Genomic DNA, 13387 nt, shown 5'->3' with positions numbered 1-13387 from the left:
TTTAGTGAGGCAAGTATATGAAACGAAGATATTTCCTGACTTCTGTTGCAGCTCTTTCGGTGAGTGGAAAAACAGCATTCGCGCATAGTGACGCAGAGCACGACCGGCGCGTCGGGCCATCTGTGGTGCCCCCGGAGCAGTTGCCGCGCCAGGTTCCGTTCACCGAGGCAGACAAACCGGGAGAAATACATGTCGATCCGAACCAGTTCGCTTTATTTTGGACTTTGCCGAACAATCGGGCAATCAGGTATACCGTCGGAATTGGCCGGGAGGGGCTCTATGAATCCGGCGAGTTCTATGTCGCGCGCAAGCAAAAGTGGCCGCGGTGGACGCCCACACCCGCCATGATAGCCAGAGATCCTGACCGATATCTTCGTTTTGCGGGCGGTGTGCCCGGTGGGCTGAACAATCCACTCGGTGCCCGCGCCTTGTATCTTTACCAGCCAGGGCGTGGGGACACCTACCTGAGAATTCACGGCACAACGGATCCGAAGACGATTGGTCGACGTGTCTCAAACGGCTGTGCAAGGCTTACCAATAATCAGATCATCGAACTCTATGAGAAGGTCCCGCTCGACACGCGTGTTGTCCTGAAACCCATCGAGGTTTGAGGCAGCAGCGCGAAGACGTGTCCGTTGGCCGGGATACATATCGTTACATAATATCAGGCCCCGGACTGTTCATGAAATGCGACCAGGCGGGTAGTCTAGTGGATAGGCAGACAACAACATGAGGCCATATGATGACCCGCAAGCAAACACGTGTAACGCGTCGAGCATTCACGGCAGGTGCCGCATCGGCAGCTTTCGCGGCCCCGTCCATCCTGCGTGCGCAGGTGGATCAAACCAGTGTCCGAAGGAATATCTCATCGTTTCGTACACACGCTTGGCAAGACCACTTTGACGCTTTGGACAAGGGTATCATCATCGCAGACACCGTTACCCGCGTGATGCAACACTGGACGGCCGATGGCGAAATGCGCATTTATCCGACATCGGTTCCCTTGTCTGACGAGCTGACAAAGCGCGGCTACACGACAGTCACGTTCAAGGACCCCGAACCTGACTGGACCCCTACACCCTCCATGCGCGAACGTGACCCGTCTTTGCCAGCCTATATGCCGCCCGGGCCGGATAACCCGTTGGGCGTCCGTGCCCTGCACCTGAGTTGGACGTACTACAGGATTCACGGCACCCATGATACGCGCAAGATCGGAAGACGCTCTTCAAGCGGGTGTATCGGTCTCTACAACGAGCAAATCATCGAGGTGTTCGAAAGGACACCGGTCGGCACGCAGGTACGATTAATCTGATGTCGAAGTCCGGCATCCTGATTGCGGCGTTTTTTGTCGTCGGTGGCGCGGTTGTGATCTGGCAGCAATTGCAGCCATCGTCTTCGATGCCCGGCCACACAATGACAACGCCTGATCTTTCGCAGACGGAAGAGGGCGCGCCGATTGCAGACGTGGTTGTGCCTGCTGAATTCTCAGCAAATGCCCAATTGGGAAAGCGTGTTTTCGATGGCGCTTGCGCCGCTTGTCACGGTGCGAATGCTGCCGGACAGAATGGCGTGGCACCGCCGCTTGTCCACAAGATCTATGAACCGAGCCATCACGGTGACGCCGCTTTTTTGCTTGCCGCGAAACAAGGTGTCAGAGCGCACCATTGGAAGTTTGGCAATATGCCGCCAGTTGAAGGCGTCACGCCCGGCGATGTGAAGATGGTTGTTGCATATGTGCGGGAACTTCAGCGCGCCAACGGGATCAATTGACAGGAATGACCAACTTGAACATGAAGATATGGATTACTGCCATTGCGATCGGGACGACCGGCGTTGCTGCCTTGGCGCATTCCGGAGCAACCGGCGTGGTGCTGGAGCGGATGCAGGGCATGTCCGCGATGGCCAAAACACTCAAGACGCTATCACCCATGATGCGGGGTCAGGTACCTTATGACGCCGATGTCGTCCGCAGGGAAGCTGGCGCGATGATCGGCCATGCCGGTGAGCAAATGACGCGACTGTTTCCTGAAGGCTCGGGTGGCGGAGTGTCCAAGGCGTTGCCGTCGGTCTGGGAAAACAGCGAAGAGTTCGCGGCCCTTGCGCAAGAGTTGAGAACAGCCGCCGAAGGATTGAAGTTGAGCGCAGGCAATGGGTTGGCCGCAGCACAGGGCAACGGTAGCGAATCAATGATGGGCGGCGCCACTGACGGGATGATGGGTGGCGGGTCCGCGCCTGCAATGGGAGGGGGCATGATGGGATCGGACCTTCCCATGACGACCGAGATGTTTGCGGACATGCCGACCGACCGTGCGTTCGCGATGGTCGCCCAGACCTGTTCGGCCTGCCACCAGAAGTTCCGCAAAGAGGACAAGTGATCAGATGCGGTGGTGGCGTTGGATCATCGGTGCGGGGGTCGTCGGCGGCATCGGCGTTGTCGCGGCAACGATAGCCTGGCCGATCGGTGCGCCAGTCTCGGACCTGACCCTGCAAGGCGATGCCCAGCGGGGGTCGTATCTGGCGCGCGCCAGTGGATGCATTGCGTGCCACACCAACTTTGAAGCTGGCGGGGCGCCATTGGCAGGAGGAGCGCCACTCCGGACCGATTTCGGGACATTCTATCCGCCAAATCTGACCACCGATGTCGAATTCGGGATTGGCGGCTGGACAGTAGAAGAGTTTGCAAAAGCGGTAAGGCAGGGAATTTCCCCGGACGGAGACCCCTATTATCCCACCTTCACCTACCCGTTTTATGCAAATTACACGGATCAGGACATTGCCGATCTGTGGGCCGCGTTCCAGACCGTGCCAGCCGTGAATGTGCCGACCCCGTCCCATGAGGTGCCTTTTCCGTTCGATCAGCGATGGGGGATGAAACTTTGGCGGGCGGCTTTTCTGACAAAGCCTGACACCGCACCAGAGGCGGACCGAAGCGATGCTTGGAACAGGGGCAAGCTGCTGGTCAACGGGGCGGCACATTGTGCTGCCTGCCACACAACGCGGAACTTTGCAGGCGCACGCATAGTATCGAAGAGGTTTTCCGGCAACGACGCCTTGCCGGGAGGTGGCAAAGCACCTTCGATCCGGACGCGCGATCTTGTGTCCGAAGGCTGGACAACAGACGATATGGCTTATGCATTGCGATCTGGCATAACGCCGTCTGGCGACGTATTTGGTGGATCAATGGCCGAAGTCGTGCGCTATGGCACGGGCTTTCTGAGCGACGCAGACCTGAATGCGATGGCCACCTACCTGCTGGACAACAAATCATAATCTTGGGAACCCACGAATGATCACGCTCAATCGCCGCCAATTTCTGGCAACATCTGCTGCGTTCAGTGGTCTGTCGGCCAGCACTGGATTTGCGGGCACGCCATTCGCGACCCTGACAGCCCAGCAAAGCGACGTGCAGCTGCTGCCCGGCAACTATGGCAAGACATCGCTTTGGTGCTTTGACGGCGGCTCACCCGGTCCGGAGATTCGCGTGGCGCAGGGGGGGCGTGTCCAGCGCAGATTGGTCAACCGGTTTTCTCAGGGAACGTCGACGCATTGGCACGGCATCCGCATCGACAATGCGATGGATGGCGTTTCCGGCCTGACACAGGATGTGGTCCAGCCGGAGGAAACATTCGACTATGACTTTACTGTCCCGGATGCCGGGACCTATTGGTACCATGCCCATAATAGGTCGTTTGAGCAGGTGGGCAGAGGGCTTTACGGTGCACTGATCGTGGAAGAGGCCGAGCCTCTCGACATTGATCGCGAGGAAGTCCTGATCCTGGATGATTGGCTTATTGACCCCGAAACCGCGCAGATCAAAGACGACTTCGGAGCGCCTCATGATCTCAGCCACGCAGGGCGCATCGGCAACCTGCTGACGACCAATGGAACCTTCAATCTGGGCCTGAGTGCACGCAAGAACGAAAGACTGCGCTTGCGGCTGATCAATGCTGCCAATGCGCGCAATTTCCAACTGGGGCTGGAAGGCCTTGACGGTTGGGCGGTTGCTTTGGACGGCATGCCCCTGGCTGCACCCATTAAGGTGACGGAGCCGATGATCCTCGCTCCGGCTCAACGGATCGACCTGATCGTCGATGTGGTCGCGGATGTTGGTGAAACGGCTCATATTCTTCAGTTCGGCCGGGAAGAGGCCTTCAGCCAGGTTACATTCGAGGTCGTTGAGTGGGGCTCGAAAAATCGTCGAGACGCGCCTTTGGCCTTGCCGCCGAACGACCACAGGATGGTCGACTTGAGTGAAGCCACGATGCTCAGCCTGAGTATGGAAGGCGGTGCCATGGGGCGGATGAGGTCCGCTTCCCTTGGGGGCGAACTCAAGCCGATCGGCGAGATCGTCGAGGCCGGGTATTTCTGGTCGTTCAACGGCAAAGTGGACGGGATCAACGGTGATCCCCTTGCGCGGCTGGACCGCGGCCAGAATGTACGATTGAAGATCGTGAACGACACGGCGTTTCCGCACGCGATGCACCTGCATGGCATTCACTTCCACGAGGTCGCCGAAAACGGCACCCTCGGACCGCTGCGTGACACGACCCTTCTTGAACGGGGTCAGACGCGCGAGATTGCCTTTGTGGCGGACAACCCGGGCCAATGGCTGCTACATTGCCACATGCTGTCGCATGCGGCTTCGGGCATGATGACCAAGATCGTCGTTGGATGACCCCGCGATCCGTCTATCTTGCGTTGGGCGTAGTTACCGTTGCGGTGGCTACCATATTCCTGTGGACCCGGTCCGGCGGAACCGACCATACGGCGGAAAACCTCATCAACTCCTCAGCCGATGTGGCCGCGGGCGAAGTCCTCTATGCCGAAAATTGCGCCGCGTGCCATGGCGCAAATCTGGAAGGTGAAGAAAACTGGCGCAGTCCGCGTGATGACGGAAGCCTGCCCGCACCGCCGCATGATGCAAGCGGCCACACTTGGCACCACGCGGACAGCATGCTGTTCGCCTACACCAAGCTGGGGGGCGCCGAGGTTCTCGCGGCGCAAGGCGTTGACTTCAACAGCGGCATGCCCGGTTTCGGCGACCAACTGAGCGACGGGGAAATCTGGGACATCCTCGCATACATCAAGTCAACATGGCCGGAGCGTGAACGCGCCACGCAAGCCGAGCGCACGGCCCAGGATATTGCCTCACAAGGAGACGGATAATGAAAAGATTCTTGGCTACCACCGCACTGTTAATGCTTCCGATCGCTGCGATTGCAGACGGCATGGACGAAGACCGGATCAAGGAACTGGTGCTGGAAGCCATCCGCGAGAATCCGGGCATCGTGTTCGAGGCCGCGCAGTTGTTCGAACAGCAACAGCAGGCGTTGCAGGCGCAAGCCGCAGCGCAGGTTTTCGATACGGAAAAAGCCACGCTTGAAAATGATCCCAATGCGCCCGTTCTGGGCAATCCGGATGGCGATATCACGGTTGTCGAATTCTTCGACTACAACTGCCCCTATTGCCGCCGGGTTAAACCTGAAATGGAGGCCCTGCTCGCTGCTGATCCCAACGTCAGGGTCGTTTACCGGGAATGGCCCATTCTGGGGGACGGGTCGGTTTTTGCCGCCCGCGCGGCGCTGGCGTCCCGAAACCAGGGCAAATATGAAGAGTTTCATTGGGCCATGATGCAACTGAAGGAACGCGCAGAGGAAGCATCGATTCTCCGCACTGCGGAAGACATCGGCCTCGATGTTGCACAGTTGCGTCGCGACATGAACGGACCGGAAATCGAAGAACACATACAGACTTCCATGCGGCTTGCGCAATCTCTGGGGTTCAGTGGCACACCTTCATTTGTGATCGGCGACAGTCTTGCGCCGGGCCTGATCCAGGCGGACCAGATGATCGAGCTTGTCGATCAGGCACGGGCCGCCGAATAAGGACAATCCTACGCGGCTGAAGCGTCGTAGCCAGCGTCAGCGATGGCTTGCCGCACGGTCGCCTGTTCCAATGTGCTTTGGACAGTGACAAGGCGAAGGTCCAGATCGGCCGTGACAACGGCTGATGGATCCTTTGCCTTGATGCCGCTTTCTATAGCGGATGTGCAGTGTCCACAGCTCATTTTCGGGACGGAAAAAATCATGAAGGCCTCCATTTTTGGTACAACCTCAGACTTGGTCGTTCCATCGGGAGGAAGGTCAAGCAAATATCAAAAAAAATTAGATACTCTCTTGAGCTTCCAGCAACTGGAAGCCCTATATCAGGGTAAGTTCAACCGAGGAGGCCCTCATGACCGACCCCAATACGATACGTCTATCCGTTTCCGGCATGAACTGTGCGTCTTGTGTGGGCAGGGTTGAGAAGGCTTTGAACGAGGTTCCGGGCCTTTCGAACGTCAGTGTCAACCTTGTGAACGAAACGGCTCAATTTCAGATGGATAATCCGGCCACCACGGGCGTGGCGGTCACGGCCCTCTCGAACGCCGGATACCCGGCACGGACGGGGCGCGTAACATTGAACGTAGACGCCATGTCCTGCGCGTCCTGTGTCGGTCGGGTTGAAAAGGCGCTTGTACGGACACCCGGCGTATTGAATGCGGCGGTCAATCTGGCAACCGAAACGGCTGTGGTAGAGTATCTGCCAGATGCCATCACCCCGGAAAAGATTGCCCGGATCAGTACGGAGGCGGGGTACCCGGCCGAGATTGCGCAGAGCGATGCGCACGAGGACCGATCGGACCGCAAGGCAGAAGAAGCCGACGCGCTGGCGCGCCGTGTCATCCTTGCCGCGATCCTGACCGTGCCGGTGTTCGTTCTGGAAATGGGAAAACATACCATACCCGGCTTTGAGGGCCTGATTGAGAGCACAATCGGCATTCAAACGTCATGGCTGATCCAATTCGCGCTTGCCACGGTGGTTCTTTTCGGACCGGGTTGGGGGTTCTTTGCGAAGGGCATTCCGGCGTTGATCAAGCGTGCCCCGGATATGAACAGCCTTGTCGCACTGGGAACCGGGGCGGCGTGGACTTATTCCGTAGTCGCGACCTTCCTGCCTCAGGTGCTGCCTGACGGTGTGCGCGCCGTCTATTTCGAAGCAGCGGCGGTTATTGTCGTTCTGATCTTGTTGGGTCGCTGGCTTGAAGCGCGGGCCAAGGGCAAGACCGGTGCAGCCATTCAGGCCCTTCTTGGTCTGCAGGCAAAGACAGCCAGGGTCCTGCGTGACGGGCAGGCGACCGAGGTTGACATCAAGGAACTGCGGATCGGCGATCAGATCCTCGTGCGTCCCGGTGAAAGGCTGCCTGTCGATGGCGAGGTCACAGAAGGATCAAGCAACGTCGATGAAAGCATGATCACCGGTGAACCCCTCGCCGTGCCAAAGGCTGCTGGCGAACCGGTGACCGGCGGCACGGTGAACGGCACCGGGAGCCTGACCATAACGGCGACGCGAGTCGGGGCGGATACCACGCTGGCGCAGATTATCCGCATGGTCGAAGATGCTCAGGGGGCCAAGCTGCCGATCCAAGGCCTAGTGGATCGCGTGACCATGTGGTTCGTGCCTGCCGTTCTGGTTCTGGCGCTTGCGACTGTGGTTGTCTGGCTGCTGGTCGGTCCCGATCCGGCTCTGACCTTTGCGCTTGTGGCGGGTGTCTCCGTTCTGATCATTGCGTGCCCCTGCGCCATGGGGTTGGCCACGCCCACCTCGATCATGGTGGGGACAGGACGCGCGGCTGAGATGGGGGTGTTCTTCCGCAAGGGAGATGCGCTGCAACATCTGGATGAAGTTGGCGTTGTCGCATTGGACAAGACCGGGACGGTCACGCAAGGGCAACCCAGTTTGACAGACCTCATCACGGCCGACGGCTTTGACCGGGCAGAGACACTCGCCCTCATCGCATCTGTCGAGGCGCAGTCTGAGCACCCGGTGGCAGAGGCCATTGTGCAGTCCGCAAAGAGCGAAGGCCTGTCCTGGCCCGATGCGACGGAATTCCGGTCCGTGACCGGCTACGGTGCCGAGGCGCTTGTCCAGGGCCGCAAGGTTCATGTCGGTGCGGATCGCTTCATGGTGCAGCAGGGCATTGACACCAGCCCGCTGGAAGACCGCGAAAGGGCCTTGGCCGAAAAGGGACGCACCGCGCTTTATGCTGCGGTGGACGGATCCCTGGCGGCCGTGATTGCCGTGGCAGACCCGGTCAAATCCTCCAGCGCCGAAGTGATCGCAGCTCTGCATGATCGAGGGATCAAGGTCGCGATGATCACCGGAGACAAGAAGGCCACGGCAGATGCCATCGCCCGCGAGGTCGGGATCGACCATGTCATTGCAGGGGTGTTGCCGGATGGAAAAGTCGCCGCCCTGGACGAATTGCGGCAAGGGAACAGCAAGATCGCCTTTGTCGGAGACGGCATCAACGACGCGCCAGCGCTGGCCCATGCCGATGTCGGCATCGCCATCGGAACCGGCACGGATGTCGCAATCGAAAGCGCCGACGTGGTGTTGATGTCGGGCGACCTGCGCGGCGTGGTGAATGCCATCGACGTGTCGCGCAAGACCATGCGCAACATACGGCAGAACCTTATCTGGGCCTTTGGCTATAACGTCGCGCTGATCCCTGTGGCGGCGGGCGCGCTTTACCCGGCCTTTGGATTGCTCCTGTCGCCGGTGTTTGCCGCCGGGGCCATGGCGCTGTCCTCCGTGTCGGTTCTGACCAACGCGCTGCGGCTGCGACGGATCAAGGCGACGATGTCGGAACAGGATCCGCCCCACGACGCGGAGACGAAATTCGCAACGCAGCCCGCAGAATAGGAGACAGGTGTGAACATCGGAGAAGTATCAGAACGCGCGGGTTTGCCAGCGAAGACAATCCGCTACTACGAAGACATCGGCCTTGTCCGGCCTTTGCGCAGCGACAACGGCTATCGCGCCTTTCGCGACAGCGACATCCACAAGCTCGCATTTCTCGGTCGCGCCAGGACGTTCGGGTTCTCGATCGAAGACTGCCGCACGCTGCTTGATCTCTATGAAGATGAGACGCGGGAAAGTGCACAGGTCAAGGCTGTCGCTCAAGAGCATCTGGCCGCCGTTGACGAAAAAATCGCCCAGCTCAAGTCGATGCGAGAGACCCTGGCTCACCTCGTTGACGCCTGCCAGGGCGATCACCGCCCCGATTGTCCAATCCTGAAAGATCTGGCCAAAGACCCGTAACGCACGATGCCTGGGCCAGACATTTATGGGGTTTCATGCCGTTTCGATATATCGTCTTGAAACCCTCCAGCGCTGGAATGTTGTTCCTCCACAAATAGAATCCATGATGGAGAGATCAGATGTCTGAAGATGCGATCGGGAAATCTCGTGGCGGGTCCGATACCCGTTCAAGTGAAGGTGCAGCACATTCGGGAGGCCATTCAGGTTCATCCTATGGCCGGTTTCTGGCGATGGTCGGCACATCGACTGCGATCATGTTCGGCCTGATGTACATCAACTCGTACTCCTTCGAACATGTCTACTGGAGCGAAACCCGATTTTACATGACGTTCATCATGGGCGCGACGATGGCGACCGTGATGCTCCTTTTCATGTTGAACATGTACAAGAACAAGGGCGTCAACGCCGCGATCATTCTCGGGTCTGTCGTGATGTTCGCCGGCGCGCTCTGGCTCGTGAGAAGCCAGGAGACCATTCAGGACGAAAGCTGGATGAGCGCGATGATTCCGCACCACTCCATTGCGATCATGACAAGCGAACGGGCCGAGCTGACAGATCCAAGGGTCGAGGCGCTGGCTTCGGAAATTGTGACGGCGCAAAACCGCGAAATTTCCGAAATGCGTTTCCTCATAGATGACATTGAGGCAAATGGCGAAGCCGGTCCTGAATGGCCACTTGGTGAAGCGGACGGTCCGGCTGAAATGGAGGGGCTTCAAGAAGCGATTGCAACCCCGGTGATTGCCGGAATCCGTCCTGCACCGCTCAAAGCCGAAGAAATAACACGCGCACTGGGGTCCGACGGACAATGCCGTTTCATTCGCGCCGTGAACGCCGATCCCATTCTGGTCACGGACGGGGCGGGGAACGGCGTCGCCAAGATATCCGGATCGCTGGTCAACTTCACGTCGCAAGACACAGTGACGTCCGGTGGCGTCCTGTCTGCCGATGGTGGCCAATTCACGCTGGCGCCGGGTGACGCGGACGGTGAAGACGCCACCCTGCTGTTTGAATTGACGGGAGAGACGCCTCTGACTGTCGGATTTACCGGGTATTGGACCTGCAACGGTTAAAGGATTTAAAGGAACGCGTCATGACGAGAGAGGCAAAATCCACCCCGAAGACGGCGGTTTTGTACCGAATGGTGATGGAGGAGCATGTTTGTCCCTATGGGCTGAAAATCGAAGGACCTGCTTGAGCGGGAGGGGTATTCGATTGAGGACCGGCCTCTGAACACCCGCGAGGAAACGGATGCTTTCATGGAAGAACACGGTGTCGAAACGACTCCGCAGACCTTTATCGGCAATGAAAGAATTGGTGGCTATGACGCGCTGAGGGAATTTTTCGGCCAGGACGTAAAGGATGACGACGAGACGACTTATCAACCCGTCATTGCGATATTCGCGGTCGCATTCCTTATGGCGCTTGGTCTCAGTTGGGCGTTTTACGGTTCGATCCTGACGCTGCGGGCATTCGAGTGGTTCATCGCGATCTCGATGAGCTTTCTTGCTGTTCAAAAACTGCAGGACGTCGAGACGTTTTCCACGATGTTTCTGAACTACGATCTGCTTGCCCAGAAATGGGTGCGCTATGGCTATGTCTATCCCTTCGGCGAAGCACTTGCCGGTATTCTCATGGTCGCCGGTGCCTTGGTCTGGATCAGCGCGCCTGTTGCACTGTTCATCGGTACGGTCGGAGCGGCTTCAGTTTTCAAGGCCGTCTACATCGATAAGCGCGAGATCAAGTGCGCCTGCGTGGGCGGCGGTTCAAACGTGCCGCTGGGTTTCGTGTCCCTGACCGAAAACCTGATGATGATATTCATGGGCGTCTGGATGTCGGCGCGTGCGATGGGCCTCTTTTAGGCCTAACCATCCGTTTTCAAAGCGGTCACAGGGTCGCCAAGTGCAGCCCTGCTCAGCGCGTCGAGAACGGCTTCGGACGTCAGAACCTCGGACAGGATGATCCCGTCTGGCGCGTTTGGCCCGTAGACGATGTTGAACGGGATGCCAAACCTGTTGTGGCTTTCCAGATACCGGGAAATGTCAGTGCTGGACCTAGTCCAGTCTGCCCGCATCGCAACGACATTATCACCCCGCAGTTGGTCGACCACGGGCGCACGGTCCAGCACCAGCGTCTTGTTGGCCTTGCACGTCAGGCACCAGTCTGCGGTCACGTCGACAAAGACGGTTTTTCCCTGCGACACCAGTTTCGGTATCTCGGAGCGATCGAACGCGACCCAGTCCTGGCCCACCGCTCTCGTCTGCGGCGGGATTGTCAGCGCCGTCGGCACCAGAAGGCTGAGAACAGCAACCACCACCAGCGCTGTCGGGCGCGTCAATCTGCCCGGCAAACGTATTGTTGCGAGAAGAATGAAAAGGCTCGTCATAAGCAGCACGGTCATGGCCACCCGGCCACCCGCCACCCCTATCAGTACCCAGAGCAGCCAGATCGCGGTCCCGGCCAGAAGACCGGCAAGCACCCATTTGACGACAACCATCCAACGTCCCGGCCTGGGCAACAACCGGACCAGACCAGGCTTCCCCGCCAGAACCAGATAGGGCAGGGAGAGCCCAAGCCCCAGAGCCGTGAAAACGAGAATGACATCAATCGGGCGCCCGGACAGGGCAAAGGCAACCGCTGTCCCCAAAAACGGGGCCGAGCAGGGCGTGGCCAGCACCGCCGCGAAGGCGCCTGTTGCAAAATCTCCGCCATACCCGTCGCGACCGCTTGATCTGGCCAGCCGTGACTGCAACCCGGAGGGCAATGAAACTTCGAACACCCCGAACAGATTGGCAGAGAACACGGCAAGCACCAGAAACATGACGGTCAGGAAAACAGGGCTTTGGAATTGCAGGCCCCACCCAACGGTGACGCCGACGGATTGCAGAACCAGAATGATTGCGGCGAGGGCCCACATGAACACCAGAACGCCAAGCGCCGACATCAGGAACCCATTCCGGACCTCGTGCGCTGGCTTGTTTCCATGATTGAGAACCGATGTCAGCTTGATGGACAGGACAGGCAGAACACAGGGCATGACATTCAGGATCAGACCGCCAAGAAAGGCAAAGGCCGCAATCGCCAGGATTTGCGTCAGATCCGGCAGGTTCGCCATAACCTCGAATGGTGCACCCGGGATGCGGTCTGACCAAGCGGGCTGCGCTGTCACCGCGCGTGATCCATCGGTCAAAGTCAGTTGCAGGGGCGGCGGATCCTCCCCTTGCGCGAGAAGAGGCAGCTTGGCCCAAAGGGCTGTTCCCGCATCATCGGTTCGGATGTCCGGTTTGCCAAAGGTGAATTCCGGCCCCAGTTCCGGAAAGATATCCGGCTTCACAAAGGCATTCGCACTGCGCGCCGTCACATAAAGCGCATCATCCGCGATCACCGCCGTTTCGACAATGATGTCGCTCTCTTCGGGACCAAGCGGCACCCGCTGGGCATACTCCGAAATCAGGCCCGCCGCCTTCGCGTCAATCCCGGTGCCCGCCGGAATTGTCAGTGCGAGATCGAAATCATGCGGCACACAGACAGTCGAGCACGCCAGCAATGAAACACGCGCCTGCAATGTTGCGGACTGGCCCGCAGTTTCGAGAACTGCCTGAATGGGCAGGACGACACGGGTCTTGTAGCCAAAATTCTCGATGCCGAATGCCGTGAAGCGCTCAGGCGCGGGCCAGAGCATCTGTGCGCTCACCAGATTTTCCGATCCATCCCATGAAATTTCAGGCGGCAGACCCACCTCGCCGGGCGAACGCCAATAGGCTTTCCAGCCCTCGGCCAGCTCGACATCCAGGCCAAGGGAAAGGGTTCTGGAGGTTTCCGCGACCCCATTTTCAACGGAGATGAGCCGGGCCGTGATTGTTGAATTCTCGTAGGTATCGCTCGATGCAGCAAAGCCCATGGAGGCCCAAAGGCAAGCCATGAGAAGGAAGAATAGGCGCAACGTGGTTCGCATCATCTTTTGGCTCGCTTCCACCCTTGTCCCGAGATCGAAATCCGAAGCACCTCTATGGCTGCATCTCCCGGTTGGTCAACTTTACAAACGGATACAATGTCGTTTGTGAAGCCATCCCGCTGCGAGAATAACGCGACGAAGTCCGCGTTCGTAGCAGGAAGGCCAATAGAAGCTTTTTTCTTCATTGAACATTTCAATCGCAACCGCGGCCTCCAACCTTCCAGCGCTGGAAATTGAAACCAAATGCGGATGACTTAGTTGAACGCTTAGCAATTGAGAGAAGGAAGAAGA

Annotated in this window: 14 protein-coding genes and 1 pseudogene; 12 read left to right on the top strand and 3 right to left on the bottom strand. The window is 58.5% G+C overall.

Annotated features, from left to right (window positions below):
• Positions 1 to 17 precede the first annotated feature (17 nt).
• From ACGYLX_RS16610 to ACGYLX_RS16575, 8 genes are all read left to right on the top strand, one after another.
• Entirely contained in the window at positions 18 to 611 is a 594-nt protein-coding gene (locus tag ACGYLX_RS16610; protein WP_005619183.1) for a L,D-transpeptidase, read from the top strand.
• Between the two features lie 128 nt (positions 612 to 739).
• A complete protein-coding gene (locus tag ACGYLX_RS16605) occupies positions 740 to 1312 on the top strand; it encodes a L,D-transpeptidase (RefSeq protein ID WP_043847205.1) in 573 nt (190 codons plus the stop codon).
• The gene (locus ACGYLX_RS16600; protein WP_005619178.1) at positions 1312 to 1770 is read left to right on the top strand and encodes a cytochrome c; all 459 of its coding nucleotides are present in this window, start codon (positions 1312 to 1314) and stop codon (positions 1768 to 1770) included. The genes ACGYLX_RS16605 and ACGYLX_RS16600 overlap by 1 nt, the downstream gene beginning before the upstream one ends.
• Positions 1771 to 1775: 5 nt before the next feature.
• The gene (locus ACGYLX_RS16595) at positions 1776 to 2375 is read left to right on the top strand and encodes a cytochrome c (RefSeq protein WP_009824484.1); all 600 of its coding nucleotides are present in this window, start codon (positions 1776 to 1778) and stop codon (positions 2373 to 2375) included.
• Positions 2376 to 2379: 4 nt separating this feature from the next.
• Positions 2380 to 3270, top strand: a complete 891-nt coding sequence (locus ACGYLX_RS16590; RefSeq protein ID WP_009824485.1) for a cytochrome c — start codon at positions 2380 to 2382, stop codon at positions 3268 to 3270.
• 16 nt (positions 3271 to 3286) lie between these two features.
• Complete coding sequence (locus tag ACGYLX_RS16585) at positions 3287 to 4675, top strand: multicopper oxidase family protein (RefSeq protein WP_050686572.1); 1389 nt, start codon at positions 3287 to 3289, stop codon at positions 4673 to 4675.
• Complete coding sequence (locus ACGYLX_RS16580; protein ID WP_005619169.1) at positions 4672 to 5166, top strand: cytochrome c; 495 nt, start codon at positions 4672 to 4674, stop codon at positions 5164 to 5166. The genes ACGYLX_RS16585 and ACGYLX_RS16580 overlap by 4 nt, the downstream gene beginning before the upstream one ends.
• Entirely contained in the window at positions 5166 to 5885 is a 720-nt protein-coding gene (locus tag ACGYLX_RS16575; protein ID WP_043847202.1) for a DsbA family protein, read from the top strand. Before ACGYLX_RS16580 ends, ACGYLX_RS16575 begins: the two co-directional genes overlap by 1 nt.
• 8 nt (positions 5886 to 5893) lie before the next feature.
• Here the strand turns inward: ACGYLX_RS16575 and ACGYLX_RS16570 are convergent, their stop codons facing one another.
• A complete protein-coding gene (locus ACGYLX_RS16570; RefSeq protein ID WP_043847225.1) occupies positions 5894 to 6088 on the bottom strand; it encodes a heavy-metal-associated domain-containing protein in 195 nt (64 codons plus the stop codon).
• A 146-nt stretch (positions 6089 to 6234) separates the two neighbouring features.
• On the opposite strand from ACGYLX_RS16570, the gene ACGYLX_RS16565 reads away from it, so the two are divergent.
• The 4 genes and pseudogenes from ACGYLX_RS16565 (at position 6235) to ACGYLX_RS16550 (ending at position 11003) form a co-directional block, all read left to right on the top strand.
• Positions 6235 to 8745 (top strand): heavy metal translocating P-type ATPase, encoded by a 2511-nt coding sequence (locus ACGYLX_RS16565; protein ID WP_394450885.1) that lies wholly within the window; start codon positions 6235 to 6237, stop codon positions 8743 to 8745.
• Positions 8746 to 8754: 9 nt separating this feature from the next.
• Positions 8755 to 9144 carry a Cu(I)-responsive transcriptional regulator gene (cueR, locus tag ACGYLX_RS16560; RefSeq protein WP_005619161.1) on the top strand — a complete coding sequence of 130 codons (390 nt, stop codon included), beginning with the start codon at positions 8755 to 8757 and terminating at the stop codon, positions 9142 to 9144.
• A gap of 119 nt (positions 9145 to 9263) precedes the next feature.
• Positions 9264 to 10214, top strand: coding sequence for a DUF305 domain-containing protein (locus tag ACGYLX_RS16555; RefSeq protein ID WP_050686576.1), 951 nt, complete (start codon positions 9264 to 9266; stop codon positions 10212 to 10214).
• A 68-nt stretch (positions 10215 to 10282) separates the two neighbouring features.
• Positions 10283 to 11003: pseudogene (locus ACGYLX_RS16550) on the top strand (MauE/DoxX family redox-associated membrane protein).
• 2 nt (positions 11004 to 11005) lie between these two features.
• Here ACGYLX_RS16550 and ACGYLX_RS16545 read toward each other — a convergent pair.
• Together ACGYLX_RS16545 and ACGYLX_RS16540 are read right to left on the bottom strand one after the other, a co-directional pair.
• Entirely contained in the window at positions 11006 to 13096 is a 2091-nt protein-coding gene (locus ACGYLX_RS16545; RefSeq protein ID WP_394377334.1) for a protein-disulfide reductase DsbD family protein, read from the bottom strand.
• Between the two features lie 81 nt (positions 13097 to 13177).
• Positions 13178 to 13387 (bottom strand): hypothetical protein (locus ACGYLX_RS16540; RefSeq protein WP_394377333.1); only part of this gene is annotated, 210 nt, incomplete at its 5' end.

Source organism: Sulfitobacter sp. 1A13496 (assembly GCF_043557225.1).
Taxonomy (GTDB): Bacteria; Pseudomonadota; Alphaproteobacteria; order Rhodobacterales; family Rhodobacteraceae; genus Sulfitobacter; species Sulfitobacter faviae.
Note: the sequence above shows the minus strand (reverse complement) of the source record. Positions and strands in the feature narration are given on the sequence as shown.